Genomic DNA, 25,772 nt, shown 5'->3' on the forward strand with positions numbered 1-25,772 from the left:
GCGGCGGAGGTGGTAAACAACGAATTCAGTGACGGCGCGGCGTCATGTTGTGAAGAGGGAGTCAATGTGGTGACCAAAATGATGGGTTAATAGTTACAATATAACATCACACCCACTACCACATCTCAAGCTATGGCGCGACAATAATGCAACGGAACGTAACAGTCCTTCGCGCAGCGGCGCTTCCCCCCGCAGCCTCCTTATCAAATCCAGGGATATTCCCATTCGGTTGAAATGTTGGCATAAGGTAAAGAACAGCGGTAAATCGAAAAATTTACCGGCGTGAGTGAAAAAGGAGTAAGATAAGCAGATAACATTGCTGTTGGCCGAGATTAATGCTTGTTACCCTTGCCTGTAGCCTGGACGTCAACGCACTTTCTGTTAAAAAATTAAAGAAAGTGATTAATGACAATATAACGGAGTTAGTGCCGGCGCTGACCAGCGGACTCAGTTTTTATTCTGAAAGCGCACGCTATGCCGAAGATTCATTAGAAATACTTGATATAGTACGACAAGGTGACGGCGATTATTCAATGAGTTATCGCTATAAGTGGGGCATTTTTAATGCCTGTCTGGATATCAACTGCGAAGATATCATCAACGACAGCGTACGGTTCCGAGTGACGGAGCGGGGTTTAATCTTCGACATCATTGATAACTCACGGCCATCAACTGCGGATGAATTGTAAGTTTACGTAATAACTGCAGGCCAAACGCGAAAAAATGATTTATATTCATTTTACGGGAAGTTTATTTAACCACCGTTAAGCTGCCTCCGTCCATGATGTAAATCAGCTTACTCACATAGTGTTATCACACCGCAATTAAGACTTACGGAGGGGATGATATGGATGAGTATTCGCCTAAGCGACACGACATTGCTCAGCTCAAATTCTTGTGCGAAAATTTGTATGATGAAGGTATCGCTACCCTGGGAGACAGTCACCATGGGTGGGTCAACGATCCGACGTCCTCCGTCAACCTGCAGCTTAATGAGTTGATCGAACATATCGCTTCGTTTGTGATGAGTTATAAAATTAAATACATGGACGAATCAGACCTGTCGGAGTTAGTCGAAGAATATCTCGACGATACCTATACGCTGTTCAGCAGCTACGGTATCAATGATTCCGACCTGCGCCGCTGGCAAAAAACCAAGGCGAGATTATTCAGAATGTTCTCAGGAGAGGACATCTGTACGACAATGAAAACTTAGGGGATAATTATTCCCGAGCTATTTTACGGTTATTAAACTAAAGGCCACCATGACTAAAACCGACTATCTGATGCGTTTACGTAAATGCACCACGATTGATACTCTCGAACGTGTTATTGAGAAAAATAAGTACGAGCTTTCCGATGATGAACTGGAGCTGTTTTACTCAGCGGCCGATCACCGTCTGGCGGAGCTCACCATGAACAAACTGTATGACAAAATCCCCACCTCCGTTTGGAAATATGTCAGATAATCATCCCCCAACGCGTTGAGCCGATGCTTTTATCGGCTTCAATGTTCAAACTGAATACGTATTTTTCCTATTGACAATGAAATGTTAATTACGTTCATTTTTATCGTTAATAATAAATAGAAACAATTCTCTGTTCCTGTCCGGGGTATTACGCCTTAACGCGATTAACGCGTGCTGTCTCTCGCACTCCCTGCTTATCGGCCACACGCGTCACGGTCATGCCGTCGCTCTTTCCTATTACCTTCGCGGCCACGCCGCCGCACTGCCTCGCCGGGCGGCGTGATCGCCCCGTAAAATCAGAGCATGCGGCGCAAAATCGCCTGCCCGGCGAAGCAGTGGTGTTTAATCACCGCCGCTATGTGCAGCACGATCATGGCCGACAGCGCGATGCACGAATAACGGTGCACGGCGAAAAAGAAGCGGTTAACGTCGAGATTTGCTATCGGGCGAGGGAAGTCGATCGCACCGAAAACGGCAAAGCCGTGCTCCAGCATAAGGAATCCACTGAGCAGCACCACGAAAATCAGCAGGTAGAATATTTCGTGCAGCAAATGCACCAATCCCTTCTCGTGCCCTTGCAGCATATCGCCATAGGGCACCTTAGGCCGGAAAAAACGCCAGATAAAGCGCGCCGCCATCAGCGGTGTCAGCACCAAGGCCAGCGACATATTGGTCACGGAGAAAAAGGCGAAGATGCGTGCATCCGTCATAAAATGCAGTGAATAACCAACGATCATTACGTAGATCATCACGGCGGCAATGCCCCAATGCAGTAACCGACTGAAAAGATCGTAACGGGCAGGTTCGTGTGACATAAAACTCCTTTAAAAGCGGCCATCGCTGGCCGCTTGGCTATCCGATTTACACTTACTTTTTCACGACCCAGGCATCCTGCCAGTTGGAACCCACGCCCGGCTCAAAGTGAGTCGCGCCGCTGTTCCACTGCATGCAGTAACCGCTGTAAGGGAAAGGTTTGCACTGATATACCTTGCCGTCTTTCGGTTGCAGCACTGTGGTGCCGGCAGTGTATTTACTCAGCGCGTTCGGGAAGACGAAGTTATAGTCGCCGTTGCCGCCGCCACCGCCGGTGGATTCCGCTTCCAGGTTGAAGTTTTCGATATCTGGTTGAATGCTCTGCCCGTTGTCGTTGCTGGCGATCACTTTCAGCATGTGGTGGCCTTCGCTGACGTTGCTCAGCGCCATAGTCAGCGGCTGGCTGGCGTCTTCCAGCGTCGCTTTCAGGTAGCCTTTTTCCGTCTGGCCGTGGTCGTAAACGCGCGCTTCAACCGTCAGTTTGCCTTTGACCTCGGCATTGAAGGTCAGCTGAGCTTTGCCGTCCTTGATTTTGGTGCTGGACAGGTTGCCGATGCGGATCTCTTCGGTGATAGCCGGCGTTTCTTCCTCATAGGAAATCACCACGCTCTTCATCGTGCTGCCCTGCTTGGCGTAGACCGCGTTGTTGCCGAATACCGGATTGACGTTGCCTTTGCCGTCTTTCACCCCGGCACGCACCGCTTTCTGTTCGGCGTTGATCTTGCTGGCCAGCGCGTGACCCCAGCGGTTTTTGTCGGTCAGCGTCTCACTGTCGATCGCCAGTTCGGTTTTCATAGTCAGCACTTCACCGTCCGCATCGAAGAAGCGGGCGATCACCTTGTCGCCAACCTGCAGGTTTTTACCGGTGAGGGAACCTTGCAGCTGCTTGCGCCATTCCGACACGACGCCGTCGTCTTCGAAGTTAACGTCAACCACCTGATAGAAACTGTTTACCGTGTCATTGATTTCCCACACGCCGTAAATCACCTGATAGCCGGTTCTCTCCGGCACCACGCACTGGTGCACTTCGCGATCTTTTGGCGGCTTGGCATGGCCATCAATCTCGCAGAACGGCTCTTTTTCGAAGGCCTCGCGCGACAGCGGCTTGTTCACATCCCAGTCCTGTTTGGTGATGTAGTAACGCCAGTTATTGGTTTTGTGCTTGGCGGTGTGGTACCAGGTGAACGTCTGTGGCCCCGGCTTCATGGTATTCAACGCCCAGACGTTGACGCCCTGGCGATCCAACGACTCGAAGCCGTTCACCCCGCCGCTGGCCAGCTGGCCGTCGAGCGGCGTCGCGCCGCCAGGGAAGCCGGAAACCTGCTCGACGCTCTGCGGTTCCCACTGCGCCCGGCCGCAGTCGGTGTTGCTGCCCAGCTTGCACTTGTAGGCGCGGCTCTCGGGCACTTCGATATAACCGTGCGACCAGGCGGCCGAGGAGGCCGCGAGCGTTGCCATCATCAGGGCGATTTTGGATAATTTCATTACGACTCCAGTTAAATTTATTGGATTCCAACTGAGTGAGAAGAAACTCAAAGAGATGCGGCGATACCGCGAGAGGAATAATAAGTAGAAGCCCTGAACGCCCGGCACTTAGAATGCATTAAAATAATAAAACCTAATATCGTCATGATATTAAATGACATGACAAACGTTTAAAATAATCCGGAAAGCGTGAAATACCGTAGCACCGAGCAAGAAAATAAATACACCGTACCAACACCGCAGAGAAAATAACGTGACATTGAAAAATATTGCCGCAGCGATCGTGGCATCCCTGCTGTTATCCGGCTGCCAGCACGCCGCCAAATCGGCTCCTGACGCCGCCACCCAACGCGACCAGCTGTCGTCGCTGGTCGGCGCCGGTCAATTTCTAAGAGACAGGTGCAACCGCGCCGATATTCCGGCCGGCGATAAGCTCGCGGCGGCGGCGCTGCAGGAAGCGAAGGAAAAAGATTGGACGCCGGCGCTCAATCGCGCCCAACTGCTTGCGGCGGGTAAACACGTCGCCGCGCAGCTGGAGGCCGACGCCACGCCGCTGCAGGAAAAGTGCCGTGAACTCAACCGCTCGCTGGCGCCTTTTTTAGCCCAGCTGCGTTAGCCCCCTATCGGCAGCGCAAGCCACTGACAGGCCACCGCGCCGGCGCCCGCCGTCGCCAGCCCCGGCCCGAAGGGCAGGGGTTGGGCCGCATCGCCGCCGCGCCACGCGCGCAGCAACAGCCATAGCAGGCTGCCGGCGGAGGCGAACAGCAGGATCGACGGCAAAGCGGCATAGCCGCCCCAGGCGCCAAGCGCCGCCAACAGTTTGAAATCGCCGTATCCCAGCCCCTCGCGGCCGGTCGCCAAACGAAATCCCCAATACAATAGCCAGAGCGCCAGATAGCCCGCCATCGCGCCAATGACCGCCGCCGGCAAAAAGGCCGGGTGCGCCAGGCAATGCCACAGTAAGCCGATCCACAGCAGCGACAGCGTCAGGCAATCCGGCAGCAGCTGACATTGGTTGTCGATCGCCGCCAACGCCAGCAACAGCGCAACCAACGCCAGCATGAAAAACCAATCCACCCCGATGCCGAGCCGCCAGGCCAGCGTTATCCCCATCAGCATCAGGAATAATTCCAGCAGTGGATAACGCACGGCAATAGGACGGCGGCAATAACGACAGCGGCCACGCAACAGCAGCCAACTTAATAAAGGAATATTATCGAACGCCGATAATTTTTTTGTGCATGACGGACAGAATGAACGCGGCCAAAAGAGATCGAACCGCTCGGCCTGCGCCGTTTCCATTTCGCGCTCAAGCATAATGGGCAGCCGATAAACGACTACGTTAATAAAACTACCGACGCACAAACTCAACACGGCGCTAAATAACAGCCAGTGTTCATCTGCCGCCGCGTTTATAGCAAATAGCATGATTTTTTCTGATCCCTGATGATTCTTTCGCGTTGGTTACATCGACGGCTGCGTCGTTACCCGCAGCAGGCTGACCTGCACTATGCCCGGCGCCTGCTCCGCGCGTTCCACGGCGAGCGCCAGCACGCGGATGCCATGCTCACGCTGCAGGGCGGCCAGCCACGACAGCAGGCTTTCAAACGGCACGGGCGGCAGCCCCACCTGCATCTGCGCATCACTTTCCGTCAGGGCGATGATGGGGATGCGGAACGCCTGCGCGCTCTGCCGCAGCCGCTCCGGCAGTTGCTCGCGCGCAGCGGCATCCGGCGGCAAGCGCGCCTGCAGTTGCTGGATGACGCGTGCCTGCCCCTGCAGCGCGGCCAGGCGCTGTGCGCTTTTCTGCGCCTGTGAAAACTGATACAGGCAGTAGCCGCAGGCTGCCAGCAGCAACAGGCTTAACAGCACCGCCCGCCGCAACGCCTTATCGCGCCACCCGATATTCATCGCTCACCTCTCACCGTCAGGATCGCCTGGTTGGACGCACCGCCTTCGCTGAACGCCATGCTGACCTCGCCGTCGTTAACCGGCGCCGGCAGCGGCACGTCGTTTCTGTTCACCGTCACCACCAGACGATCGTCGGCGGCGTCGAAAGCCAGCGCCTGCAGCTGCTGGGGCGCCCATAACGCGAGCGCCCCGGCCGCGTAGGGCAACAGCCTGAACAGCTGCGGCGCATTCAGGGCATCCTGCATACGCCGCACCCGCGCTTTCACCGCCTGCTCGGCAAACGCCGACGCGGCCTGGCCCGGCAGCAGGTGCCGTGAGAGCGCCGCAATCTGGCTCTCGCTCTGCCGGGCCATCTGTTGGTGGTGCAAACCGCCCACCAGCAGCGAACCGCTGAGCAACAGCAGCGCGCAGGCGGTCTTGTCGGGCAGGCGGCGCGGCCAGCGTACGCTCGGTTTGAAACGTCCCTGCAGCAGCGTGAATGTACTGTTCCAGGCCTCTTCCGCCAGTCGCCAGAGCGGATCCTCGTCAATGCGCGCCGCTTCCCAGCCCGCCGGAACCTCCCCGCCGCGGTGCAGACACCAGTCCGGCGTCGGCAGTGAAGCGCAGCCCAGCCAGGCGTCGGGCAGCTGCATTCCCTGCCCGTTTCCCGTTCGGATCAACCAGTGGTTGCGCCAATGCAGCGCGCTGCATTGACCGGGCAGCGGCAATGCCAGCACGTCGGGCAGCATTTTATCGGCGCGAATGCCGCTGGCGCTCAGGCGCTCGACCCATTCCTGCATCTGCGTCAACGCGACGCCGGCGAGGGTGAAATCGCGCTGCGCCTTGTCCAGCACCGCCCAGTGCATCTGCTCGGCATCGGCCAACAACCCGGCCTCATGGGCGTAGGCCAGCGCCAACGGCGTCGCCTGCCGGGCCTTGCCCTGGAATGTCGTTTGCCTCAGCGCCACATGACGGGCAGGCACCAACACCACGACGCGGCTGCCCTGCGCCATGGCCGCCAACTCGCCGCCGCCTTCGGTCAGATCGAGGTGGGCGGCGAAACGGCAACTCGTCTCGCCGACGCGGCCCCAGCGCACATCGGCCATCAAGTCCTCGCTCAGCGCGATAAGCAGGATTGTATTCGCCACCCTTTACCCCTCCCCTCTGTCGAACAGGCGTCCGCTGACCGTGACGCCTGACTGGCCCGGTTGCAACGCGCTGACGAGCCGATAGCGCCCGTCGTTCAGCGTCAGCTGCAGCTGCGCAATCCAGCGGCTATCGTCGAACGTCAATCGCTCGCCGAGATCGTCGTCACCCAAGTCTTGCAGCGCTTTTTCCTGCGACAAAAACGCCAGCGTCTGCCAGCCCTGCGGCGGACGGGCCGCCAGCAGCGCCCGCAGCCGTTCATCGCTCAGGGCGTTCATCAGCATCGCCCGCAGCAGCGGTAATTGCGCCTCGCTCACGGCATCCGGGTTGATGCGCAGTTCGGCATCCGGCGCCGCACAAAGCTGCGGTGCCAGGCGCAGGTAAAGCTCACGATCGATGCCGGCCAGCTCCCGCAGTTCGCTGACATTCCCCATCAGATACCCCTCGTCATCGCCCCTGGCGACGATGGCCTCGGCAATCGCGGCCGCCTGCGCGTCGTCGATCCCCAGGTTGTTCAGTAACAGCATGAATATCCGCCTCTCCTTATTGGGGGGCCCCCCCTCGCTATCCCCGGCCTCCGTTGGGCCGGCGGCGCGGATCAGGGCATTTAGGTTGAAACAGGCATCGACCCGGCGCAGGCGTATCGCCACCTCCCCCTCTTCGGTACGCATACTGAACGCCGCTCCTGATGCTCCCCAGGCCTTGCGCTTCTCTCCCGCCTGCCGCAACCGCTGTTGGGCGTAGATCTCCCCGCCCAGCAGCAGCCATTTGGCCTTCAGCCGATCCTGTTGAGACTGGGTGCGCGCCAGCGAACGCTGCCAGTTATCGTTGATATTGATCGCCACGATCGCCATCAGCGACATCAGCAGCAGCACCATCAACAGCGCCATACCGCGTTGTTTTTTCATGATGGCCTCGCGGCGGGCACCGTGACGATGCGGCGCACCTCCCCCAGCGCGGGAGTTTCGACGACGATCTCCACCGCCTGCGGCAGCAGCCCGCCGGCGCGCCAGGCCGTCAACCATTCGCCCTGCAGGTAAAAACGCAGGCGGAACCGCGTCACCTCCGGCAGCAGCAGCACGCTGCGCGCCGCCGCCTGCGGGCTGCCCAAACTCGGATAGCTGAGACGCTCGAGCCGCCCCTGCCGGTAGCGATACTCCACCCGCTCCAGCGTGGCGCGCGGCAGCCGAGCGTGTGGATTCGGCCAGCCGTTTCGGATCAGCAGCAGCTGTATATCCGCGTCCTCGCCCACCGTCTGCCGCACCGCGAACTCCGGCACCGCCGGCAAGCGCTTATCGCCAATCGGCGCCCGCGCCTGCGCATGAGTGAAATCGCGTTCGACGATCGCCAGCGCCCGTTGCAGCTGGGTCAGCTGCGTCGATTTGCGCCGGGTGATTTCATCGCTTTTCAGCACGCCCCTAAAGACCGCCAGCGCGGTGAGCGACAGCATGGCGAACAGGGCGATGGCCAGCAGCATTTCCACCAGCGTAAAACCGCATTGCGAACCGCGTTTCATGGCAGTGCCCTGTAGGCCAACATCTCCACCAGCGCGTTGCGATCCTGCGGATCGCGCCGGACTTCAATCGCGATCGCCCGCATTCCGGCGTCGCTGGTCTCCTGCCCGCGATAGCGCCAGTGCCAGGTTTCACCGGCCATCGCCGCAGTGCCCGAATGCCAGGCCAGCGTCGGCGGATGCGGGTCGAGCTGCAGCAGCGTCAACTGGTTGTCCGCCACCCACAGCGCAACGGTCTTGGCTTCGATCGCGCTCAGGCTGCGCACCTGGCCGCCGGTGCTGTTGATCAGCGCCAGGCAGCCGATGGCGAAGATCATCAAGGCCACCATTACCTCCAGCAGCGTCATACCCCGCTGGCGTTTAATTTTCCGCGTCATCGCAACGAATATCCGTCGTTTCAAATACGAAGTAACCGGGTGCCTGCAATCGCCACTGGCACTTGCCCTGCGACAGCGCCACGCTGAACGCCGTGGTTTCGCCCCCCGGATACAGCCACACCTGCGGCATCTGCGCCGCCGCGTCGTCAAGCGTGACGGCTTGCCCCTCAACGCTCAGCCGCAGCGCGATGCCCTCCGGCAAAACGTATTCATCCCGCCCCTCTTCGGCGGCGACGCTGCGCCAACCGCCGCTGGAGAACGCCACGCCATAACTAACCCCTTCACGTTCGGCCCGCTCGGCGAGGGCATACAGCCAATGGTTCAGCCGCTCCCCCTGCCGCGCCAGCGGCTTCTCATCCGCAGGAAAACTCAGCATCACCAGGCCGCTGGTCACTCCCAGCAACAGCAATACCAGCATGATCTCCAGCAGCGTAAAGCCGCGTATGCGCCTCATGGCGCGTCGGCGTCGGCCACCCAGTTGCCGATGTCGTCATCGGTGTCGGCAACGCCGTCCTGGCCCAGAGAAAACACGTCCAGCTTGCCGTGGCGCCCCGGGTTGCGCAGACGGTACTCCTGCCCCCAGGGATCTTGCGGCAACCGGCGAATATAGCCGTCTTCGGGATAATTCCTCGGGATCGGCGCCAGCACCGGCCGGGTCACCAGCGCCGCCAGCCCCTGCTCCGCGCTGGGATAACGCCCGTTATCCAGCTTGTACATATCCAGCGCGTTCTCCAGCGCCACGATATCGCTGGCGGCCTTTTGCCGATCGGCCTTCTCCTTGTTTCCCATCAGGCTTGGAATGGTCAGGCTGGCCAACAGCCCCAGAATGACGATCACCACCATGATTTCCAGCAGCGTAAACCCTCGCTGCCGCGACCTGCGTATTTTGCTGATATGACTCACTTTACTCTCCATTAACGGCATGATTAGCCGACCATATTATTGAGCTGCAATATCGGCTGCAGGATGGCCAAAATGATGAACAGCACCGAACCGGCCATCGCGATCACCAATAAAGGCTCGAACAGCCCCAGCGCCAGCGTGATTTGCCGGCTGAAAGCCTCTTGCTGCATCGTCGCCGCCCGCTCGAGCATCATGTCCAGCTCACCGCTGCGCTCGCCGGACATGATCATGTGCCGCATCATCGGCGAGAACAGCGCGGTGCCCTCGAGCGACGGCGATAACCCTTCGCCCTCCCGCACCCGCTCCATCGCCGCCAGCAGCCGTTCGCGGGCGGCGTCGTTGCCCAACACGCCGGCGCTGATGCGCATCGCCTCCAGCAACGGCACCGCGCTGGCGTTCAAAATGCTCAGCGTTTTGGCGTAGCGCGCCGTATTCACCGCCAGCGACAGCTTGCCGACCACCGGCAACCGCAGGATGAACGCATGCCAGCGCACGCGCCGCGCCGGATCCCGCAGGCGATAGCGGAAAGCGCCGAGACTCGCCAGCGCCAACATCAGTGCCAACGCCCCCCATTGGCGCAGCCCGTCGCTGGCGCCGAGCAGCATCCGGGTCGACAGCGGCAAGGTCTGCTTCATATGCACAAACTGTTCGATCACCTTCGGCACCACCGCCGTCAACAGGATCGCCACCACGCCGATCGCCACCGCCGTCAGCACCATCGGGTACACCAGCGCCTGCACGATCTTGTTCTTCATTTGCTGGCGCTGTTCGACGTAGTCGGCCAGCCGCTCCAGCACCGGCGCCAGATGGCCGGAAATCTCACCGGCCGCCACCATGGCGCAGTAGAGACGGTCAAAAATTCGCGGATGCTGCCCTAGAGCCTGCGCCAGCGGGAAGCCTTCCAGAATGCGCTGCCGCACCTGAGCCAACGCCGCCTGCAGGCCTTTTTTCTCCGTTTGCCGCGCCACCGCCATCAACGCTTCCTCGAGCGGCAGCGCAGCGGAGAGCAGCGTCGCCAGCTGCCGGGTCAACAGCGCCACATCGCCGCTGCTCACGCCGCTCATCCAGCGGCCGGCCAACATGCCGGCGAAAACGGGCCGCCCGCGCGCTTGCACCGCCAGCACCAGCCACCCCTTTTCACGCAGGCGATCGCGGGCGTGGCGCAGAGAATCCGCCTCCAACACGCCGCGCTGGGCGCGCCCCTCACGATCGCAGGCGCGATAATCAAACTTCATCGCCGTCCCCTTCGCGCGTCACCCGCAGCACTTCCTCCAGGCTGGTCTCCCCGGCGCGCATTTTGGCGATCCCATCCTGGCGCAGCGGCAGGTAGCGTTCGGCGGCCAGTTTCGCGATGTCCAGCTCGCCGTCACCGCGATGGATCGCCATGCGCATCGGTTCATCCAGCACCAACAGTTCGTGCAAGCCGATTCGGCCGTGATATCCCTGCCCGCCGCAGGCCTCGCACCCCAACGGGCGCCAGCAGGTCACCGCCTGCGTCGGTGGCAGCCCCAGCAGGCGCCGCTGCGCGTCAGACAGCGCATAGGGCTCGCGGCACTGCGGACAAAGCCGACGCACCAGGCGCTGCGCCAACACGCCGCTGAGCGAACTCGAAAGCAGAAACGGTTCGACCCCCATGTCCCGCAGCCGGGTCACGGCGCCGATCGCCGTGTTGGTATGCAGGGTCGACAGCACCAAATGCCCGGTCAATGAGGCCTGCACCGCGATCTGCGCCGTTTCGCCGTCGCGGATTTCGCCGATCAGCACCACATCGGGATCCTGCCGCAACAGCGCGCGCAGCCCGCGCGCGAAGGTCATGTCCACCTTGGGATTCACCTGCGTCTGCGCGATGCCGGCCAACTCATACTCGACGGGATCTTCGATCGTCATGATGTTGCGCTGTTCATCGTTGATCTGGCTCAGCAGGGTATAGAGCGTGGTGCTCTTGCCGGAGCCGGTCGGCCCGGTGACCAAAATGATGCCGTGCGGCTGGCGGATCAGGCGCAGCAACGCCTGCTGGTGCGCCGGCGCCATACCCAGGCTGGGCAGTTCGAGCCGCACGCCCTGTTTGTCCAACAGGCGCATGACCACGCGCTCGCCGTGGCTGGCCGGCATCACCGACACCCGCACGTCGATCGCTCGCCCGCCGACCTTCAGCGCCATGCGCCCGTCCTGCGGCACGCGCTTCTCGGCGATATCCAGCTTCGACATCACCTTGATGCGCGACACCAGCAGCGCCGCCAGCTTGCGCTGCGGCGCCAGAATCCGCCGCAGCGCGCCGTCGATGCGAAAGCGGATCACCAGCTCGCTCTCGTAGGTTTCGATGTGGATATCGGAGGCGCGCTCTTTGATCGCCTCGCTCAGTAAGGCGTTGATCAGGCGGATAATCGGCGCATCGTCCTGTTCGTCCAACAGGTCTTGCTGCTGCGGCAGCTCCTCGGCCAGCGCGTAAAAATCCAGTTCGCCGCCCAGGTCGTCGATCATTTTCTGCGCCTGGCCGCTTTCCTGCTGGTAGTGCGCCACCAGCCGTTGATCAAAAACCTCCACCTCCAGCCGGGCCAGCGCCGGCTCGCCGGGCAGGCAGCGGTAGGCCTCCATCAACCCGGCGTGGCTCGTGTCAGGATGGCAATACATTTGGATTCCGCTCTGCCCATCGACGGCCAGCACGCCATGCTGGCGCGCCCAGGCGAAAGGCAGCAGCGGCCCCGCGGAACGGCGCTTCACGGGCGGGCTCCCCGCGGATAAAACGCGTCGATACTGGCAACGGTGGCGAGAAACGCCCGATTGTCGAGCGCCTTCTTATCGCCGGCGATCTCGCCGCGCAGCGCGTCATTCAGCTCACGATCGTCCTGCTGCTCGGCGTCGAACTTGCCTAACTTGCGTTGGCTCTGCCGGGCATACCCCTCGGTGCTGCGAATGATGGTCGGGCGGATAAACAGCATCAAATTGCGCTTGCTCGCTTTGGTGGCGGTCGAGCGAAACAGCGCCCCCACCAGCGGGATCTTGCCGAGGATCGGCACGCTGCTCTCCAGCTCCGAGTTGGACTTGTCCAACAGGCCGCCCACCACCACGGTTTCGCCGCTGTCCACCAGCACCGTGTTGTTGACCGTGCGGATGTTGAAGGTCGCCCCCAGCGAATCCGGCGTGGCGCCGGCGCTGTCGGCAACGCTGGAGACCTCCTGTTCGATCTGCATCAGCACGGACTGGCCCTGGTTGATCTGCGGTTTGACCTTGAGTTTGATCCCCACCGTCTTGCGCGACACGGTATTGAAGACGTTATCGCTGTTGGTGGTTTGCGAACCGGTCAGGATCGGCACATCCTGCCCGACGCTGAATTCCGCCTCGGCGTTATCCAGCGTGACGATGCTCGGCGTGGCCAGGATATTGTTTTGGTTATTGCTGGCGATGGCGGACAGCAATACGCCCCAGTTACCGCTGTAGAAACCGGTCATCAGGCCGTTGGCCTTGCCGAACACGTCGCTCATGCCGTTTTCGAACCCCGCCGACACCCCGGGCGCCGAGCCGGCGAACTGCGTGCCGCCGCCGTATTTGTTGGCCCACTGCACGCCGATGTTCAGCCCCTGCCCATCCTGCACTTCGACGATCACCGCTTCGACCAGCACCTGCGCGCGGCGCACGTCGAGCTTGGCGACCACCGCCTCCAGATCGCGCATCACGTCCGGCGCGGCGGTGATGATCAGCGCATTGGTCTGCTCATCGGCCTTGATCACCACGTTTTTCAGCAGCGCCACGTTGGCGGCGGCGCTATCTTTCTCGTTTTGCAGGCCCGCACTCACCCCGGTCAATACCTCGACCAGGCTCTGCGCCTTGGCGTATTTGAGCGGAATAACCTGGGTATTGCCCTGGGTGACGCTCTTGTTATCCAACTGGTCAATCAGTTCTTTGGCGTGTTCGCGGGCCCGATCGTCCCCGGCGATCATCACGCTGTTGGTCCGCTCATCCGCCACCAGCCGCAGCGAGCTCGCGCCGGCCGTGCGCCGCTTGCCCTCTTCGCGAAACAGTTCATTCACCATGCGCGCGATCTCCGGCGCCGCCGCATGCTTCAGCGCGAGGGTCTCGACCCGATTGCCGTCGTCCTGATCCATCTCCCTGACCAGCTCGAGCAGGCCGTTGACCACGCTGGCCCGCCCGGTGATCAACAGCGCGTTGCCCTGCTCGTAATGCGCCACGCTGCCCACGCCGATGCTGTCGTTAAGCTGGCGCAATATCGGCGAAACGTCCTTGGCCGCGATATTGCGCAGCGGCACCACGCGCATCACCACCTCATCTCCTTCGGCGATCGCCTCTGCGCCGTTTTGCGCCAGCGCGGCTCTTTTTCCCTCTTTGGCGGCAATCACCTTCAGGACGTTGTTGGGCATGCCGATGACCGTATAGCCATAGACGTCCAGCACGTTGAGAAAGAACTGGTAATACTGTTTCTCGTCGAGCTGTTCGTAGCTGCGCACCGTGACCTTACCTTTCACCGCCGGATCGATAATGATGGTTTTGCCCAGGTTTTTACTGACCGTATTGATAAATTCCTGAATGTCCGTGCCTTTGAAATTGGCAGAGAATTGCTCCGCGCGCGCCGCGCCGCCCAGCGCGATCATGACGGCCGCCGCCGCTAATGCGCGCCATAAGCCGGCGCTCCAGCCTGGGCCGGAACGATAAATGAAATGCGTAATCACAATGTCGCCTTATGCTATGAAACACCCCGCGCCGAAACGGCGCGCCGGCTACTCTTTAAACGTCAGCGTGGCGTAATAGCCGTTTTCATCGAGCAGTATTTTATTTTTCACTATCCGCACGATAACGGCATTGCTGCCGGCCAGACGGTCGCCAACGCCATAACCGGTTTGCTTGCCGCCATGCTCGACGATGACCAGGCTTTTTTTGGCGTTGTCGCTGAACAGCAGGCCGGCTATCTTGCCGAGCGCTGCGGCTTCCGGCGCGTTAGCCAGCAGCTCGGCACCGATCGCCCATTCGCCGACTTTATACCCGTGCGCCTTTTCGCCGTTTTTCGCCGCTTGATAGCGGCCAAACCAGTGCGCGTCATGAATTTTTCCGATGTCATCTTCCTGAGGAAAGACACTATGACGCACCGGCCCGCGCGCGTTTTCACGGCTCGGCTCAACGGGCGCGCCATCCCCGGCCACCATTCGCCATCCCAGCTGGAGCATGAATGCCAGATTTATCAGGCAGAAAAGTAGAATAAGAAGGTCTGTCAACCGCTTGCTCACGTGCCCCCCGGTTATTCAACGGTGTCAACGCTAAGCGGAAATACCGACCACCATCGCGACAGAAAACAGCAGCGTGATGATCAGGGCCACTTTATAATTCACGGCGTCCAACCACGTTCGCCGGCGCTTATTAGCCGATGGCGACGGGCAGTCCCCCTGCAAATTAGCGGCCGCGCGCTCGCAGGCCTGAAAACTCAGCATCACGCCAAATCGGGGAATGGTCTTGATCACCTCGCCGGGAATACCGTGGCGTGAGAGCAAAGAACGGCATTGGAATATCATCTGATAATAATTGTTGTCGCTGATGGTCTCATGATTGCAAAACCAGACCGCGCGAATAATGTCGTTCTTCTTATAAATACCGCTCAACAGGCACAGCATGAAGCGCCGCTGTAATTCGGTCATTTCAATGAGCACATTCTCTTTTTTAAACAACAGCGTTTTTTCATTGTTGTTTAATATCACCAACTCATTTTCCAACAGAGTCTCGTTCAGGGCAATGTTATGTATGTCCATCTCTCGCCTATCAGTTTAATGAAGTCCAAAGGCTCTTGTGCCATCACCTTTGCACGCATGCGGCGAGATGCATTTTCAATGAAAATTAATAGTTCGCCGTTTCAAGAGCGGCCTCAATTAATCATGCGAAAAACATTCATGCAACTTATTTCTTTAATATAAACAATATAAAATTAATATGGATACACCGCACCACCTTAGATTCATTAAATCATTTAAAAACATGATGATAGCCGTTTTTATAAAATAGCTAAATCACCATTAAATTTGATTAACAATGAAAAAATAGGCATTCACGCATAATAACCCATGTTATTAGCTGCGTGCGAAAAAGGCAGGCGCGAGGATATAAAAGGTAACCAGAATACACCTTAACCCATATAAAATAGCATGCACATCAGGATTCAATATTGCATAAAAACATCGGCGAGTAGGCATCGCTAAACATCAACGTATTCTTATCCACGCTGCGAATATGATAAAACGTCGATTCAGTGCTGAAAAAGTAAGTATACACCTCGTCCGGCAAGGTATCACGCGGCGAATAATTCACCTCGCCATAGTGGAAGCGATAAAAACTGCCTTGCGAGACGTAGCTGAAGTTAACCCGTCGGTTGACGAAATACTTCTCTTCGCCATCGTTGGCCAGGCCCGACAGCATCATCACGCCCTTATCGCCGGACAAAAAGATGTAGTTTATTTTTAGCGACAGCTGGATATCATCGTGCGCCGCCTGCGCGTCCAGCGAATTGAAATAATTAAACGTGGCGTTCGCTTCGCAGGACAAATCGCCGAAGCCATGATGGCTGCGCACCAGGGAATACACCACGCTGCCGGTCAACACGCACAGGCCGACCAGCGTGGCTGACAAGATATTTAACTTTTTTTCCATGCCCGGATGTACTCGCTCTCACAATTATGCAAAACGGCCGCACTGTCCTTCGTGCATTTGGCGATAAACTGGCGTCCGCTGTCTTCACTGGCATTATGAGAACGGTTAACCTTGGTGATGATAATCTCACTGGGGCGGCAACGCTGGCCATAAAGATCCTTACGGATCAAGAACTGCAAATAGTCGTCCTGATGATTCTCCAAAAAATGGCCGGCATAGTAGATCGGGCAGCCGTTCACCGTACCGACGTAAGACAATACCTGCTTCTTTTCACTGTCGCGATGATGTTTGTAATAGATGAAGCACAGCGCCAGAAAAGATAATGGCACGACGATCGATAAGCTGCGCAGCAGAATAAAAAAATAATGGTGGGTATTTTTTGACGCCGCGGCGGATGCGGGCGATGTAGCGGGAACGTCCGCGGCGTGGGGAGGCTCAGGCAAATCAATCCGCAGCCGCTCTATCGATATTATTCTATTGAGTCTATACCCCTTTTTAGAGAGGGTAACGATCAGGCGCTCGTTGAAACCGACAGACGTCAAGGCCCGCCGCGTCAGGCTGATATATTGATTTAACGTCGCGGAAGAAGCGCTCAAGCCGTGATCGCTCCAAACCTGTTGCAACAGCGTTTCCCGGCTTACCGCCTCGTGGCCATGCTCGAGCAAGCATTTGAATACTCTCGAATTGACGCTGGATAAGAAAACTTCCCGTCCCTTCTTTATACTCTTCAATGAACCGTTTTCAGTGTTAAATGTAATATCTTTATCAATGATATAAATCATGTTCAGCCTGACAGCGCACACGGGTTATTATTTAAACTTATTCAGCCAGTTCGTCGACCGCCGCGAAGCGCGGATAGTTTTTTCGCAACGAGAATAAACCATACTAACGCCATCCCAACAGGCGTGCAACTTTAAGAATTTTCCCTATCCCTGCGTCATTATTTGTCCCACAAATAACGATATAAACGCTATTTTTTCACCGTCATCGGATCTGTTGGCAACAATACATTTGGTCACGGGAGGAGAAGGGCAAAAACGGCGCAGAGGAAAAGATTCACGCTCGCGGCGTGCGAAATGACGCTTGCGCAGCTTGTCGACATGAGGAATAACGGGGATAAGCATTTTGCGGGCCGCAAAATGGGTGGGGACCCTGCCAGCTACATCCCGGCACACACGTCACCTGCTGCGGCTGCTTCCTTCCGGACCTGACCGAGTTCACAAGTTAGTGTTGCGGGAGAACCAACAGGGCCCCCATTGACGGCTTCTGTACTCCGAAGCGGTGGGCATTATCGGCGATGCCCCATCAAATAGCAAGCCAACCGGGGTTAACCGCTGTTTTCTTACCCACCTGCGCTGTGGCACACTCTTCGCCTGGGTTTTGAGTCACGCAGGAACAGCAATATGCAACCAGAAGACGCCTCTTTCAGCCAGCGGGTTTTCCATATCGTGGCCGCCATCCCGTTCGGCAAAGTCACCACCTACGGCGAAGTCGCCCGGCTGGCCGGCTCGCCGCGCGCCGCGCGTCAGGTCGGGGGCGTGCTGCGGCGTTTGCCGGAAGGCAGCACGCTGCCCTGGCACCGGGTGATCAACCGGCACGGACAGATCTCGCAGCAGGGGGAGGATTTTCAACGGCAACGGCAGGCATTGCTGGCGGAGGGGATTATTTTCGGCCCGCACAGCACGGTCGATTTCGATCGCTACGGCTGGCGCTGGTAAAACAAAACAGCCTTTGGCCGAAGCGCAAAGGCTGCTGATTTCATCTTGCTGTACCGCAGTAAGCTTACTGCATGGCGGTTGGCGCAGCCTGAATCGGCACACCCTGAACCGGAACCAGCAGCAGATCGGCACGGGTGCCGTTGCGGTTAACCACTTCCTGGATGGTGTCGGTAATAAACATCAGTCGCCCGTTGACCGTCACCGCCGCGCTCAGAATGATACGCGCATTCGGTTGGATGTCGGACGGGTTGTACGGCAGCGTAAAGCTGAATGGCGCCTGCTGCCCTTCAGTACGTACCGCGCGCTGTGCAATCACTTTGGACGGCGCATCTGCCAGCGAGGCATCAGAGAGGGTGACCGTCAGTACGGCGTCCGGCGGCAGCGCAATGCGCTGACGTATATTAACCGAACCTGTCACCGCCGGGCCCTGAATCTGCGTTTGCGCAGCCGCCGGATTACCGGCCGCCTGGGTAGGCACATCAGCACTCTTTTGCGCGCATCCCGCCAGCGTGATCGTCAGTGCCGCGGCACCGCCTACGATTTGCCAGAGTTTCATGGATCGGTCTCCTTTTTTATTATCAACATGTTGGTGGCTTTCACCACCTCACCTATTAAACCTAGCACAAAACACTGATAAATCCACTTTACCCTGCCTATTAATCACTTAAACAACCCAAGGCGTCCACGATTAAGAGCATTCTCATCGGCCCTTTAACGCAAAATGTTGACGCCGCGCCGTGATATTCCGCACACTGCGCAAAATGATTATTAGAAAGGTAATAACTTTATGAGCCAGGCATTGCAAAACCTCCTCGATCTGCTGGGTCTGGAGAAAATCGAAGAAGGGCTGTTCCGCGGCCAGAGTGAAGATCTGGGGCTGCGCCAGGTGTTCGGCGGGCAAGTGGTCGGCCAGGCGCTGTACGCCGCCAAACAGACGGTGCCGGACGAACGCAGCGTGCATTCGTTCCACAGTTACTTCCTACGCCCAGGCGACAGCAGCAAGCCTATCGTTTACGACGTGGAAACCCTGCGCGACGGCAACAGCTTCAGCGCGCGCCGCGTCAGCGCCATCCAGCACGGCAAACCTATCTTCTATATGACCGCTTCCTTCCAGAGCCCGGAAGCGGGTTTCGAGCATCAGAACCTGATGCCGGACGTACCGCCGCCGGAAGGGCTGCTGTCCGAGTCAGAGATCGCCCAGAAACTGGCGCATATGCTGCCGGAAAAAGTGCGCGAAAAATTTATCGGCCAGAAGCCGATCGAAATGCGCCCGGTGAAATTCCACAACCCGCTGAAAGGCAGCGTGGAAGAACCGCATCGCTACGTGTGGTTCCGCGCCAACGGCAGCATGCCGGACGATCAACGCATCCACCAATATCTGCTGGGCTACGCGTCGGACTTTAACTTCCTGCCGACGGCGCTGCAGCCGCACGGCGTCGGCTTCCTCGAGCCGGGCATGCAGGTGGCCACCATTGACCACTCGATGTGGTTCCACCGTCCGTTCCGCATGGATGACTGGCTGCTGTACGCGGTGGAGAGCTCCTCCGCCTCCGGCGCACGGGGCTTTGTGCGCGGCCAGATCTACACCCGCGACGGCGTACTGGTCGCCACCACCGTGCAGGAAGGGGTGATTCGCCAGCGCGACGCCTGATCCGCAATATAAAGAAAGGGGCGATGTTTCCATCGCCCCTTTTGGCTTCATCATTATTTTAGTCTTTAGCGCACTGCCCTGCTTCGAGTCTTATTGGTTGTAGGCGCTCTCGCCGTGGCTGTTGACATCCAGCCCTTCGCGTTCCTGCTCTTCCGGCACTCTCAGCCCCACCATGGCGCCCGCGATCTTGAAGGCGATAAAGGCGGCGACGCTCGACCACACCAGCGTGATCAGCACGCTCACCAGCTGGATCCAGACCTGGTGGCCCATCGTCACGCCTTCGGCGTAGCCGGTGCCGCCCAGTGAAGAGGCGGTGAACACGCCCGTCAGCAGGCAGCCGACGATGCCGCACACCCCGTGCACGCCGAATACGTCGCAGGTGTCGTCCACTTTCAGCCATTTTTTCAGCGTTACGACGCCCCACAGACCGGCGACGCCGCCCACCAGGCCGATGATCAACGCCCCGCCCACGCCCACGGTGCCCGCCGCCGGCGTCACCGCAACCAACCCGGCGATCATGCCGGAGCAGGCGCCCAGCAGCGAAGGCTTGCCACGCAGCACCCATTCGGCGAAGGTCCAGGAGAGAATGGCGCCCGCGGTGGCAACCACGGTGTTGAGGAATGCCAGGGCCGCAATGCCGTTGGCCGCGCTGGCGGAGCCGGCGTTAAAGCCGAACCAGCCGATATACAGGATCGACGCCCCGGTAAACACCATCGGCAGGTTGTGCGGTTTGAAGGCCTCTTTACCGAAGCCGGCGCGCTTGCCGATCAGGTAGGCGCCGATCAACCCGGCGCTGGCGGCGTTGATGTGCACCACGGTGCCGCCGGCGAAGTCCAATGCGCCGTCGGCGGCCAGGTAGCCGCCGCCCCACACCATGTGCGCGATCGGCAGGTAAGACAACGTGAACCACAGGATCGCGAAGATCAGCACCGCCGAGAAGCGAATGCGTTCGGCGAAGCCGCCCACCACCAGCGCCACGGTGATACAGGCGAAGGAGGCCTGGAAGGCGACGTGGATCATCTGGCTGATGCTGCCGGTGACGCTGTCGATGCCGATGCCTTTCAGCATCGCCGTTTCGAACCCGCCGAACACCGCATTGCCCTCGCTGAACGCCAGGCTGTAGCCATACAGCACCCACAGCACGCAAACCAGCGCGAAGGTGACGGTGACCTGCGTCAGCATCGACAGCACGTTTTTGCCGCGCAGCAGGCCGCCGTAAAACAGCGCGATGCCGGGCAGCGTCATGAACAGCACCAACGCGGTGCAGATCATCATAAAGGCGTTGTCGGCCTTATCAGCGACCGCCGGAGCGGCCAGGGCCAAAGAAGGAACCAGGGTTACCGAACTCAGGCCCAACATGGATAACAGTCTTTTCATTATCAATCATCCCCATCACTTAACTGAGTTCGCGGTTACAGTGCCGATTCGTCGGTTTCGCCGGTGCGAATGCGGATCACGCGTTGCAACTCGGCAACGAAAATTTTGCCGTCGCCGATTTTGCCGGTGTAGGCGGCTTTGCTAATCACATCAACCACTTCATCCAACTGATCGTCGGCGATGGCGATGTCGATTTTGACCTTGGGCAGGAAGTTGACGTTATATTCAGCGCCACGATACAGCTCGGCGTGCCCCTTCTGGCGGCCAAAGCCCTTCACTTCGGTTACGGTCAACCCCTGAATGCCCACGGAGGACAGGGCCTCGCGCACGTCCTCCAGCTTGAACGGTTTGATTACCACGGTCACCAGCTTCATATTGCCCCTCCACGAATTAAGCCCAAACTCACCCCTGGTACGCCTCTTATGTAGCAAGGGCTGTGCCAAATTTAATTTTTCATGGCGATTCAGCGGATTAGCGGGCGCGCGGGCGCCCCCGCGACGCAGCGCAGCACCGATACCTTGAATGGGTTAAATAATGCGCACTGATTTGGTGCGCATCGCGTCGAAAGAGTGCAGAAAGGGGGCATAGCTCTGGCGGGGTGCCTGCTTGTGGTGCGTTGGAAAGAAACAGGGGCCGCGATCGCGGCCCATGTTCAGGCGGGTTGGCTCTCCTCGCGCACCGCTTCCGCCAGCTGCTCGCCCGCCAGCTGCAGCTGATACATCTGGTAGTAGCGCCCCTGCTGCGCCAGCAGCTGCTGATGATTGCCCTGCTCCACCGCCTGGCCGCGATGCAGCACCAGAATGGAGTCGGCATCGACGATGGTCGACAATCGGTGGGCGATCACCACCAGCGTGGTGTGCTCGCGGATCGCACGCAGCGCGCGCTGGATCGCCTGTTCGGTGCCCGAGTCGATATTGGCGGTCGCCTCGTCGAGGATCAGGATCTGCGGCGCCTGCACCAACACCCGCGCCATCGCCAGCAGCTGTTTCTGCCCGACCGACAGGTTATTGCCCTGCTCTCCCAGCCGGGTGTGAATGCCCTGCGGGAAGCCGCGCACCAGACTCGCCAGCTGCACCGTTTCCAGCGCCCGCCACACGGCGTCTTCCTCGATGTTGCGCCCCAGCGTGACGTTGGCCAGCACCGAATCGGCGATCACCACCGGATCCTGCTGCACCATCGCCACGCCCTGGCGCAGCGTGCGGTGCGACAGGCTGGAGATCGGGCGGCCATCGAGGCGCACTTCCCCTTCGCTGACCGGGTAATAGCCCATCAGCAGGTTGGCCAAGGTGCTCTTGCCGCTGCCGGTATGCCCGACCAGCGCCACGAAGCCGCGCGACGGCACCGCCAGCGAAATGTGCTGCAGCACCTTTTTGTCCGCGCGGTAGGCGAAGCTCAGATCGGTGATGTCGATGCGGCCACCGGCCAACGGACGATCGTCGGCGCCGTAACTCTGCTGGCTGCGATCCATCAGCTCGAAGATGCGTTCGCGCCGGCCACCACCGCCTGCTGCAGGATCGACTGCTGTGACGTCAGCTCGATCAGCGGTTCGTTCAGGCGCCCCAGGTAATTGATGAAGGCGTAGAGCACGCCGACGCCAATCACGCCTTCGCCGCTGAAGCCGAACAGCATCAGCAGGCCGCACAGCACCAGCGCCGAAAACAGGCTGAGCAGCGGCCGCAGCAGAAAACCGTCGAGCCGCAGGGTCTGCATACGCGCCAGATAGTGCGACTGGCTGGCGGCGCTCATGCGCTCGCCGAAGCGCACCTGCTGGCGGAACTGCTGAATCACGCCCATGCCGTTGATCACTTCGTTGAAGCCGTCGTTGATGTCCGCCAGATAGCTGCGCACCCGGCGCACGATCGGCGTGCTGTAGTATTGATAGATGCCCATCACCACGAACACCGCCGGGAAGATGCAGACCGCCACCAGCGCCATGCGCCAGTCGAGGCTGAACATCGCCACCAGCATGGCGCCGATCAGCGCGGCGCTTTTCAGCACCGTGGAGACCACCATCACGTACAGATCCTTGATCACCTCGGTGTCGTTGGTAACGCGCGAGATCAATTGCCCGACCGGCTGGGTGTCGAAGGCGCTGAGCGGCTGGCGCAGCGCGGCGTCCATCACGTCGGTGCGCAGCCGCTGCACCACGCCCACCGCAGCCTGGTTGAACAGCAGCGCCTGGAAGTAGTGCAGCGCCGCCGCCAGCAACTCCAGCAGAATGTAAGCCGCCGCCAGCCCGCCGACGATCGTCAGCGGCAGCTGCCCTTTGGCGACGTAGTTATCGATGAAATAGCTCACCAGGATCGGCCCGGCGACTTCCGCCGCCGCCGCCACCCACAGCATCAGCACCGCCAGTCCCAGCGGTTTGCGGTACGGCGAACCGTAGGCCAGCAGCCGCTTCAGCGTCGGCCACAGCTTTTGCACTTTATTCATCGGCCAACGCCTCCTCGCCGTTTTCCGGCGCTTCGTCCAGCGCCGCTTCCAGCTGCTGATAACGGTACATATCGCGATACCAGCCCGGCTGCGCCGCCAGCGCCGCATGATCGCCGCGCTGCGCCACGCCGCCGTGCTGCATCACCAGGATCTCGCCGGCTTCGGTCAACGCCGACAGCCGGTGCGCGCTGATGATCACCGTGCGATCTTGCCCCCAGCTGCGCAGGTTGTGCAGGATCTGGTGTTCGGTGCGGCCGTCCACCGCCGACAGCGCGTCGTCGAGGATCAGGATCTCCGCATCCAGCAGCAGCGCGCGCGCAATGGAGATTCGCTGTTTCTGCCCGCCCGACAGCATCACGCCGCGTTCGCCCACCTCGGTGTCATAGCCCTGCGGCAACCGCAGAATGTCCTCATGGACGCTGGCCAACCGCGCCGCCTGTTCGATCTGCGCCTGCGTCGCCCCCGGATGGCCCAGCGCGATGTTGTTCGCCACGGTATCGGAGAACAGGAACGGCGTTTGGCTCACCACCGACAGCCGCGAACGCCAGTCGTCGAGTTTGACCTGCGGCAGCGGCAGGCCGTGATAGCGGATCTGCCCTTGATCGACGTCGAACTGGCGCTGGATCAGCGACAGCAGCGTCGATTTGCCGGCGCCGGTCGGCCCGCACAGCCCCAGCATTTGCCCCGGTTTCAGCGTCAGCGCCACATCATGCAGCGCCGGGTGCGGGTTTTCTGGGTAGTGGAACGCGCGGATATCCACGTCCAGCACGCCGCGCCCGGCCGGCAACGCCTGCGGGCCGTCCTGCACCGCCGGCGCCTCGTCGAGCAGGCTGCGGATGCGGCTGTAGGCCGCGCTGCCGCGCTCGACGATGTTGAACATCCAGGCCAGCGCCAGCATTGGCCAGATCATCAGGCCGAGGTACATCACAAAGCTGGTCAGCTGCCCGAGCGTCAACGAACCGTTCACCACCATCCAGCTGCCGCCGCCGATGGCCAGCAGGTTAGAGGCGCCGATGGCGATATAAATGGTCGGATCGAAGCGCGCATCCACCCGCGCCACGTGCATGTTCTTGGCGCCGGTCTGCGCCGCGACGTCGGCAAAGCGGTTGGATTGGTGATCTTCCAGCCCAAAGGCCTTGATCATGCGGATGCTGGTCATGCTTTCCTGCGCCTGATCGTTCAGGCTGGAAAACGCCGCCTGCGCCGATTTAAAGCGCTGGTGCAGTTGGTCGCCGTAATATTTGATGGCGATCGCCATCAGCGGCATCGGGATCAACGCCAGCACCGTCAGCTGCCAGCTGATTTGGGTGCTCATCACCACCAGCACCACCAACCCCATCACCAGCGAATCCACCAGCGTCAGCACGCCTTCGCCGGCGGCGAACACCACGCGGTCCACGTCGTTGGTGGCGCGCGCCATCAGATCGCCGGTGCGGTGGCGCAGGTAGAACGCCGGGTTTTGCCGGCTGAGCTGGCGGTAAAAGTTCTCGCGCAGCTCGACCGCCAGCTGGTAGGACGCGCCGAACAGCAATACCCGCCACACATAGCGCAGCAGGTAAACGACGATCGCGGTGCCGATCATCAGCCCGAGCCAGGCCATCAGCACGCCGGTAGACATTTGTTTTTCGGTGACGCCGTCCACGATGATGCCGACCAGCTTAGGCGGCAACAGTTGCAGGATGGCGATGACGATCAGCAGCACCACCGCCCCGAGGTAGCGGCGCCACTCCCGGCGGAAGTACCAGCCGATTTGAGCAAATAATCTCACGCAGTTTGATTCCAGGATTTTATGGGATTTGTCTCTTTTTCTGCTTCAGCGGAGCAGGATACCACCGTTGAGCCGCCCGTCCGGTGAACTTTTCACTCCGGCACCGGCAATGCAGTGGTGTATTTGATTTTTTCCATGGCAAAGCTCGAGGTGACGTCGATGAGGCCCGATACGCCGTTCACCAGGCGCTTATAAAAGCCGTCGTAGCTTTTCATGTCCGCCACTTCGACCTGCATCAGGTAATCGTACTCCCCCGCCATGCGGTAGAACGCCAGCACCTCGGGCATCTGGCTGGTCAACTGCACAAACGCCTGATACCACTCGCTGCTGTGCTGCTGGGTCTTGATCAGCACAAACGCCGTCAGCCCCAGGCCGAGCTTTTCGTTATCCAGCAGCGCCACCCGGCCGCGGATATAGCCCTCGTCTTCCAGGCGCTTCAGCCGTTTCCAGCACGGCGTCGAGGTCAAATTGACCGCATCGGCCAGCGCCTGCAGTGACTGGGTGCAATCTTGCTGCAGCATGCACAGCAGCTTACGGTCTGTTTTATCTAACATAGCGGCTACCAGGAGAAAAATTTTCTCCCA

28 protein-coding genes, 1 other RNA gene and 1 pseudogene are annotated in these 25,772 nt (G+C 59.5%); 6 read left to right on the forward strand and 24 right to left on the reverse strand.

Annotation, left to right across the window (positions count from 1 at the left end):
- Nucleotides 1-335 precede the first annotated feature (335 nt).
- The 3 genes from ACSBQQ_RS13400 (at nt 336) to ACSBQQ_RS13410 (ending at nt 1,469) form a co-directional block, all read left to right on the forward strand.
- Nucleotides 336-689: a hypothetical protein gene (locus ACSBQQ_RS13400; protein ID WP_033647274.1), complete on the forward strand. Its 354-nt coding sequence runs from the start codon at nt 336-338 to the stop codon at nt 687-689.
- 158 nt (nt 690-847) lie between these two features.
- Nucleotides 848-1,216 (forward strand): Hha toxicity modulator TomB, encoded by a 369-nt coding sequence (gene tomB, locus ACSBQQ_RS13405; RefSeq protein WP_004940312.1) that lies wholly within the window; start codon nt 848-850, stop codon nt 1,214-1,216.
- Nucleotides 1,217-1,265: 49 nt separating this feature from the next.
- The gene (locus ACSBQQ_RS13410; RefSeq protein ID WP_004940313.1) at nt 1,266-1,469 is read left to right on the forward strand and encodes an HHA domain-containing protein; all 204 of its coding nucleotides are present in this window, start codon (nt 1,266-1,268) and stop codon (nt 1,467-1,469) included.
- A gap of 296 nt (nt 1,470-1,765) precedes the next feature.
- Here the strand turns inward: ACSBQQ_RS13410 and ACSBQQ_RS13415 are convergent, their stop codons facing one another.
- Together ACSBQQ_RS13415 and gbpA are read right to left on the reverse strand one after the other, a co-directional pair.
- A complete protein-coding gene (locus ACSBQQ_RS13415) occupies nt 1,766-2,284 on the reverse strand; it encodes a cytochrome b (RefSeq protein ID WP_043146740.1) in 519 nt (172 codons plus the stop codon).
- Between the two features lie 52 nt (nt 2,285-2,336).
- The gene (gene gbpA, locus ACSBQQ_RS13420; protein ID WP_043146738.1) at nt 2,337-3,767 is read right to left on the reverse strand and encodes an N-acetylglucosamine-binding protein GbpA; all 1,431 of its coding nucleotides are present in this window, start codon (nt 3,765-3,767) and stop codon (nt 2,337-2,339) included.
- 253 nt (nt 3,768-4,020) lie between these two features.
- On the opposite strand from gbpA, the gene gspS reads away from it, so the two are divergent.
- Nucleotides 4,021-4,383 (forward strand): type II secretion system pilot lipoprotein GspS, encoded by a 363-nt coding sequence (gspS, locus tag ACSBQQ_RS13425; protein WP_033647278.1) that lies wholly within the window; start codon nt 4,021-4,023, stop codon nt 4,381-4,383.
- Here the strand turns inward: gspS and ACSBQQ_RS13430 are convergent.
- The 16 genes from ACSBQQ_RS13430 to ffs form a co-directional block, all read right to left on the reverse strand.
- Entirely contained in the window at nt 4,380-5,195 is an 816-nt protein-coding gene (locus tag ACSBQQ_RS13430; protein WP_049235196.1) for a prepilin peptidase, read from the reverse strand. The genes gspS and ACSBQQ_RS13430 overlap by 4 nt on opposite strands.
- A 36-nt stretch (nt 5,196-5,231) precedes the next feature.
- Nucleotides 5,232-5,678 (reverse strand): type II secretion system protein GspM, encoded by a 447-nt coding sequence (gene gspM / locus ACSBQQ_RS13435; RefSeq protein WP_039566985.1) that lies wholly within the window; start codon nt 5,676-5,678, stop codon nt 5,232-5,234.
- Nucleotides 5,675-6,805 carry a type II secretion system protein GspL gene (gene gspL, locus ACSBQQ_RS13440; protein ID WP_060418273.1) on the reverse strand — a complete coding sequence of 377 codons (1,131 nt, stop codon included), beginning with the start codon at nt 6,803-6,805 and terminating at the stop codon, nt 5,675-5,677. The genes gspM and gspL overlap by 4 nt, the downstream gene beginning before the upstream one ends.
- Nucleotides 6,806-6,808: 3 nt before the next feature.
- Nucleotides 6,809-7,711, reverse strand: a complete 903-nt coding sequence (gspK, locus tag ACSBQQ_RS13445) for a type II secretion system minor pseudopilin GspK (protein ID WP_033647281.1) — start codon at nt 7,709-7,711, stop codon at nt 6,809-6,811.
- Nucleotides 7,708-8,319: a type II secretion system minor pseudopilin GspJ gene (gene gspJ, locus ACSBQQ_RS13450; RefSeq protein WP_033647282.1), complete on the reverse strand. Its 612-nt coding sequence runs from the start codon at nt 8,317-8,319 to the stop codon at nt 7,708-7,710. Before gspJ ends, gspK begins: the two co-directional genes overlap by 4 nt.
- On the reverse strand, nt 8,316-8,693 hold the full coding sequence (gspI, locus tag ACSBQQ_RS13455) for a type II secretion system minor pseudopilin GspI (RefSeq protein WP_223182041.1): 378 nt from the start codon (nt 8,691-8,693) through the stop codon (nt 8,316-8,318). The genes gspJ and gspI overlap by 4 nt, the downstream gene beginning before the upstream one ends.
- Complete coding sequence (locus ACSBQQ_RS13460; protein WP_033647284.1) at nt 8,677-9,147, reverse strand: prepilin-type N-terminal cleavage/methylation domain-containing protein; 471 nt, start codon at nt 9,145-9,147, stop codon at nt 8,677-8,679. Before ACSBQQ_RS13460 ends, gspI begins: the two co-directional genes overlap by 17 nt.
- Nucleotides 9,144-9,608, reverse strand: coding sequence for a type II secretion system major pseudopilin GspG (gspG, locus tag ACSBQQ_RS13465; protein WP_049196516.1), 465 nt, complete (start codon nt 9,606-9,608; stop codon nt 9,144-9,146). The genes ACSBQQ_RS13460 and gspG overlap by 4 nt, the downstream gene beginning before the upstream one ends.
- An 11-nt stretch (nt 9,609-9,619) precedes the next feature.
- On the reverse strand, nt 9,620-10,831 hold the full coding sequence (gspF, locus tag ACSBQQ_RS13470; protein ID WP_060429137.1) for a type II secretion system inner membrane protein GspF: 1,212 nt from the start codon (nt 10,829-10,831) through the stop codon (nt 9,620-9,622).
- Nucleotides 10,821-12,317 (reverse strand): type II secretion system ATPase GspE, encoded by a 1,497-nt coding sequence (gspE, locus tag ACSBQQ_RS13475; protein ID WP_060429139.1) that lies wholly within the window; start codon nt 12,315-12,317, stop codon nt 10,821-10,823. The genes gspF and gspE overlap by 11 nt, the downstream gene beginning before the upstream one ends.
- A complete protein-coding gene (gene gspD / locus ACSBQQ_RS13480) occupies nt 12,314-14,203 on the reverse strand; it encodes a type II secretion system secretin GspD (RefSeq protein WP_060429235.1) in 1,890 nt (629 codons plus the stop codon). Before gspD ends, gspE begins: the two co-directional genes overlap by 4 nt.
- Before the next feature lie 126 nt (nt 14,204-14,329).
- Entirely contained in the window at nt 14,330-14,833 is a 504-nt protein-coding gene (locus tag ACSBQQ_RS13485) for a type II secretion system protein N (RefSeq protein ID WP_033647289.1), read from the reverse strand.
- A 30-nt stretch (nt 14,834-14,863) separates the two neighbouring features.
- A complete protein-coding gene (locus ACSBQQ_RS13490; RefSeq protein ID WP_033637328.1) occupies nt 14,864-15,349 on the reverse strand; it encodes a winged helix-turn-helix domain-containing protein in 486 nt (161 codons plus the stop codon).
- A 397-nt stretch (nt 15,350-15,746) separates the two neighbouring features.
- Complete coding sequence (locus ACSBQQ_RS13495) at nt 15,747-16,241, reverse strand: FidL-like protein (RefSeq protein ID WP_033637327.1); 495 nt, start codon at nt 16,239-16,241, stop codon at nt 15,747-15,749.
- Complete coding sequence (locus tag ACSBQQ_RS13500) at nt 16,226-17,023, reverse strand: winged helix-turn-helix domain-containing protein (RefSeq protein ID WP_039566988.1); 798 nt, start codon at nt 17,021-17,023, stop codon at nt 16,226-16,228. The genes ACSBQQ_RS13495 and ACSBQQ_RS13500 overlap by 16 nt, the downstream gene beginning before the upstream one ends.
- A 368-nt stretch (nt 17,024-17,391) precedes the next feature.
- Nucleotides 17,392-17,488: signal recognition particle sRNA small type (gene ffs / locus ACSBQQ_RS13505), an RNA gene on the reverse strand.
- 156 nt (nt 17,489-17,644) lie between these two features.
- On the opposite strand from ffs, the gene ACSBQQ_RS13510 reads away from it, so the two are divergent.
- Entirely contained in the window at nt 17,645-17,959 is a 315-nt protein-coding gene (locus ACSBQQ_RS13510; RefSeq protein WP_033647296.1) for an MGMT family protein, read from the forward strand.
- A 64-nt stretch (nt 17,960-18,023) separates the two neighbouring features.
- Here ACSBQQ_RS13510 and ACSBQQ_RS13515 read toward each other — a convergent pair whose 3' ends face one another.
- The gene (locus ACSBQQ_RS13515; protein WP_016928846.1) at nt 18,024-18,515 is read right to left on the reverse strand and encodes a YbaY family lipoprotein; all 492 of its coding nucleotides are present in this window, start codon (nt 18,513-18,515) and stop codon (nt 18,024-18,026) included.
- A 231-nt stretch (nt 18,516-18,746) separates the two neighbouring features.
- Between ACSBQQ_RS13515 and tesB the strand changes: the two genes are divergently transcribed.
- Nucleotides 18,747-19,610 (forward strand): acyl-CoA thioesterase II, encoded by an 864-nt coding sequence (gene tesB / locus ACSBQQ_RS13520; protein ID WP_060429141.1) that lies wholly within the window; start codon nt 18,747-18,749, stop codon nt 19,608-19,610.
- Between the two features lie 90 nt (nt 19,611-19,700).
- On the opposite strand, the gene amtB is transcribed toward tesB, so the two are convergent.
- The 5 genes and pseudogenes from amtB to ACSBQQ_RS13545 all read right to left on the reverse strand — a co-directional run bounded on the left by amtB (nt 19,701) and on the right by ACSBQQ_RS13545 (nt 25,742).
- A complete protein-coding gene (gene amtB / locus ACSBQQ_RS13525; protein ID WP_004940322.1) occupies nt 19,701-20,987 on the reverse strand; it encodes an ammonium transporter AmtB in 1,287 nt (428 codons plus the stop codon).
- A gap of 35 nt (nt 20,988-21,022) precedes the next feature.
- The gene (gene glnK, locus ACSBQQ_RS13530; RefSeq protein ID WP_004940327.1) at nt 21,023-21,361 is read right to left on the reverse strand and encodes a P-II family nitrogen regulator; all 339 of its coding nucleotides are present in this window, start codon (nt 21,359-21,361) and stop codon (nt 21,023-21,025) included.
- Nucleotides 21,362-21,639: 278 nt separating this feature from the next.
- Nucleotides 21,640-23,420: pseudogene (gene smdB / locus ACSBQQ_RS13535) on the reverse strand (multidrug efflux ABC transporter permease/ATP-binding subunit SmdB).
- Nucleotides 23,413-25,188 (reverse strand): multidrug efflux ABC transporter permease/ATP-binding subunit SmdA, encoded by a 1,776-nt coding sequence (smdA, locus tag ACSBQQ_RS13540; RefSeq protein WP_033653260.1) that lies wholly within the window; start codon nt 25,186-25,188, stop codon nt 23,413-23,415. Before smdA ends, smdB begins: the two are co-directional and overlap by 8 nt.
- A 92-nt stretch (nt 25,189-25,280) precedes the next feature.
- On the reverse strand, nt 25,281-25,742 hold the full coding sequence (locus ACSBQQ_RS13545) for an Lrp/AsnC family transcriptional regulator (protein ID WP_060429145.1): 462 nt from the start codon (nt 25,740-25,742) through the stop codon (nt 25,281-25,283).
- Between the last annotated feature and the right edge of the window lie 30 nt (nt 25,743-25,772).

It is taken from the genome of Serratia sp. G204Y (assembly GCF_051172435.1).
In the GTDB taxonomy this organism is placed as follows: domain Bacteria; phylum Pseudomonadota; class Gammaproteobacteria; order Enterobacterales; family Enterobacteriaceae; genus Serratia; species Serratia sarumanii.

Excerpts from the sequence above, each read along its gene's own strand:
- gspI (WP_223182041.1), bottom strand. The coding sequence starts at position 8,693 with ATGACGCGGAAAATTAAACGCCAGCGGGGTATGACGCTGCTGGAGGTA.
- ACSBQQ_RS13510 (WP_033647296.1), top strand. The coding sequence starts at position 17,645 with ATGCAACCAGAAGACGCCTCTTTCAGCCAGCGGGTTTTCCATATCGTG.
- ACSBQQ_RS13515 (WP_016928846.1), bottom strand. The coding sequence starts at position 18,515 with ATGAAACTCTGGCAAATCGTAGGCGGTGCCGCGGCACTGACGATCACG.
- gspG (WP_049196516.1), bottom strand. The coding sequence starts at position 9,608 with ATGGAGAGTAAAGTGAGTCATATCAGCAAAATACGCAGGTCGCGGCAG.
- gspD (WP_060429235.1), bottom strand. The coding sequence starts at position 14,203 with ATGATCGCGCTGGGCGGCGCGGCGCGCGCGGAGCAATTCTCTGCCAAT.
- gspK (WP_033647281.1), bottom strand. The coding sequence starts at position 7,711 with ATGAAAAAACAACGCGGTATGGCGCTGTTGATGGTGCTGCTGCTGATG.
- gbpA (WP_043146738.1), bottom strand. The coding sequence starts at position 3,767 with ATGAAATTATCCAAAATCGCCCTGATGATGGCAACGCTCGCGGCCTCC.
- ACSBQQ_RS13415 (WP_043146740.1), bottom strand. The coding sequence starts at position 2,284 with ATGTCACACGAACCTGCCCGTTACGATCTTTTCAGTCGGTTACTGCAT.
- ACSBQQ_RS13545 (WP_060429145.1), bottom strand. The coding sequence starts at position 25,742 with ATGTTAGATAAAACAGACCGTAAGCTGCTGTGCATGCTGCAGCAAGAT.
- ACSBQQ_RS13500 (WP_039566988.1), bottom strand. The coding sequence starts at position 17,023 with ATGATTTATATCATTGATAAAGATATTACATTTAACACTGAAAACGGT.
- ACSBQQ_RS13410 (WP_004940313.1), top strand. The coding sequence starts at position 1,266 with ATGACTAAAACCGACTATCTGATGCGTTTACGTAAATGCACCACGATT.
- glnK (WP_004940327.1), bottom strand. The coding sequence starts at position 21,361 with ATGAAGCTGGTGACCGTGGTAATCAAACCGTTCAAGCTGGAGGACGTG.
- gspF (WP_060429137.1), bottom strand. The coding sequence starts at position 10,831 with ATGAAGTTTGATTATCGCGCCTGCGATCGTGAGGGGCGCGCCCAGCGC.
- tomB (WP_004940312.1), top strand. The coding sequence starts at position 848 with ATGGATGAGTATTCGCCTAAGCGACACGACATTGCTCAGCTCAAATTC.
- ACSBQQ_RS13495 (WP_033637327.1), bottom strand. The coding sequence starts at position 16,241 with ATGGAAAAAAAGTTAAATATCTTGTCAGCCACGCTGGTCGGCCTGTGC.
- ACSBQQ_RS13460 (WP_033647284.1), bottom strand. The coding sequence starts at position 9,147 with ATGAGGCGCATACGCGGCTTTACGCTGCTGGAGATCATGCTGGTATTG.
- ACSBQQ_RS13400 (WP_033647274.1), top strand. The coding sequence starts at position 336 with ATGCTTGTTACCCTTGCCTGTAGCCTGGACGTCAACGCACTTTCTGTT.
- tesB (WP_060429141.1), top strand. The coding sequence starts at position 18,747 with ATGAGCCAGGCATTGCAAAACCTCCTCGATCTGCTGGGTCTGGAGAAA.
- gspJ (WP_033647282.1), bottom strand. The coding sequence starts at position 8,319 with ATGAAACGCGGTTCGCAATGCGGTTTTACGCTGGTGGAAATGCTGCTG.
- ACSBQQ_RS13430 (WP_049235196.1), bottom strand. The coding sequence starts at position 5,195 with ATGCTATTTGCTATAAACGCGGCGGCAGATGAACACTGGCTGTTATTT.
- gspM (WP_039566985.1), bottom strand. The coding sequence starts at position 5,678 with ATGAATATCGGGTGGCGCGATAAGGCGTTGCGGCGGGCGGTGCTGTTA.
- amtB (WP_004940322.1), bottom strand. The coding sequence starts at position 20,987 with ATGAAAAGACTGTTATCCATGTTGGGCCTGAGTTCGGTAACCCTGGTT.
- ACSBQQ_RS13490 (WP_033637328.1), bottom strand. The coding sequence starts at position 15,349 with ATGGACATACATAACATTGCCCTGAACGAGACTCTGTTGGAAAATGAG.